The following is a 2,181-nucleotide window of genomic DNA, read 5'->3' on the forward strand; positions in this document are numbered from 1 at the left end:
GCTCTTTAGCGCCGATGGTAGTTGGGGGCTTCCCCCTGTGAGAGTAGGACGTCGCTAGGCACACAAAGCAGTCAGCAATAGCTGGCTGTTTTTTTGTTTTATCTAAAAATAAAGATCTAATAGAGATGAAGAGAGTATGATTGAACGAATTGCGAAAGATAGATGCTAGAAGCCCGTTAGGGGTATTCAAGCAAAATTAACCATCGTAAAAATTCCTATGTAAGAGACTTGAGACTAGAAATTTGTATAGTTTTTCAAGGGGGTAACAATTTATCATTTCTTATTGAAGAGATAATTGGTGTGAAGAGTTTGTAATTGATGCATATTTACATCAGATGGGAAAGCAATACTAAATATTTTTAAAGCTATGATGTTAAACTTTTGCGTATTTTCAGATGCTTATATATATCTAAAAGAAATTTTAGCTATTAATCACTTGTGCAATTTAAAAATTGCATTTTTTATAAAATTTATTATTTTGACCGTTCTAATAACTGATGTTCTAAATGATGAAGAGTAAATTTATTCAGTAAGATCCTTGTTATCATACTCAGTTGTAAAAAATAAAGGCAGTAATGAAGGGGATTTAGCCTTTTTCATTGTTGCCATTTCAGTTAAGATAGGTTTTTTATAAAGGGATGTTTTACATAACAGAATTGCTAGTCCTTACTAGTGGCTATATATGAATTTCTATGAAGGCTATTTAAAATAAAGCGGTTCTTTTTAATTGATGGAGAACATAGACTTTTGGCCACATTATAAATTTACACAGATGTAAAACTGAGGAACTGTGTTTCCTCTATTCTTTAGCTATACGTAAGGAGGTTCGATAAGGCTAAAACTTATAGTTAATTAACGCTTTTAACAAAATATTTGCTAAACGGTGATTTTAATTTAAGTACACAAGTTGTTTTAAGAGTTGCGTATTATAATGCCTTACTAAATCGACAAATTTCGCGATTTAGTTCTAATCGCTTTACTAGTTTTCTATAATGAACTATTACTTGAAAAAGGAGAGGGAATTTTGTGGATTGATGGTGTTTTTTCTGGTGGGGGATTGAAGGGCTTTGCCTTAGTGGGAGCTTATCAAGTATTAGAAGCTGAAAATTTCCACTTTAAACGAGTTGCAGGTACTAGTGCTGGTGCTATTTTAGCTGCTTTTATAGCTGCTGGTTATAAGGGGAAAGAAATTGAATGTATGCTTGAAGAGTTGGATGTACCTTCATTACTAGATCCACGAAAAACATTTCTGCCAATGCCTTTTATGAAATGGATTAATGTATATAACCATTTAGGATTGTATAAAGGAAAAGCATTAGAAAAATGGTTCTTTCAAAAATTAGCGGATAAGGGGGTTTACACTTTTGCAGATCTACCCGAAGGTTCATTGAAGTTAGTAGCTTCAGATTTATCAAATGGTAGAATTATTGTTTTACCGGATGATCTACACAAGTATCAAATTGATGCTAATAATTTTTCCGTTGCATGTGCTTTGCGTATGAGCTGTGGGATTCCATTTTTCTTTGAACCAGTTACATTAAAAACAGGAAAAGGTGAATCGGTCATTGTTGATGGTGGTGTATTAAGTAATTTTCCTCTCTGGATTTTTGATGATAAAGAAGGGAGAAAAAAGCGACCAGTCCTCGGTCTAAAATTAAGTAGAAGTAGTGAAGAACAATGTCCTCAATCAATAAAGAATGGTCTAAATTTATTTGAAGCATTATTTGCAACTATGAAAGGGGCACATGATGAAAGATATATTTCAAGAAGGCATGAAAGAGATATTGTTTTTATTCCAGTAGATGATTACAGTGCTACACAATTTGATTTAAATGAAGAGACAAAGGAAACATTACTAGAGATAGGAAGGAATCGAACTATTCAATTTTTAAAGCACTGGCCAAAGTATAGAATATAATAGTAAAAAAAATGATAAAATCTATTGACGAGTTATAAATCAGATGTTATTATATAAAAGTTGCTGTTACAACATGTAATAAGAAATATAAAAAAACAAAATAATGTTTGACATTATTTCAATAACATGTTATTATATAAAAGTTAACTCTTATAAAACAGTTAACACAATGAACCTTGAAAACTGAACAAGCAAAACGTAATCAATATAGTTTTTAGTAGCTAACTTCGTTAGTGAACGAAACAAAATTTTGGACATCAAAA

General features: G+C 31.6%; 1 protein-coding gene. It reads left to right on the top strand.

Annotated features, from left to right (window positions below; translation table 11 throughout):
- Positions 1–1,024 precede the first annotated feature (1,024 nt).
- Positions 1,025–1,918 carry a patatin-like phospholipase family protein gene (locus tag ACIQ1H_RS22940; protein WP_402892361.1) on the top strand — a complete coding sequence of 298 codons (894 nt, stop codon included), beginning with the start codon at positions 1,025–1,027 and terminating at the stop codon, positions 1,916–1,918.
- Positions 1,919–2,181 lie beyond the last annotated feature (263 nt).

The sequence above is a fragment of the Lysinibacillus sp. NPDC097279 genome (assembly GCF_044761745.1).
In the GTDB taxonomy this organism is placed as follows: domain Bacteria; phylum Bacillota; class Bacilli; order Bacillales_A; family Planococcaceae; genus Lysinibacillus.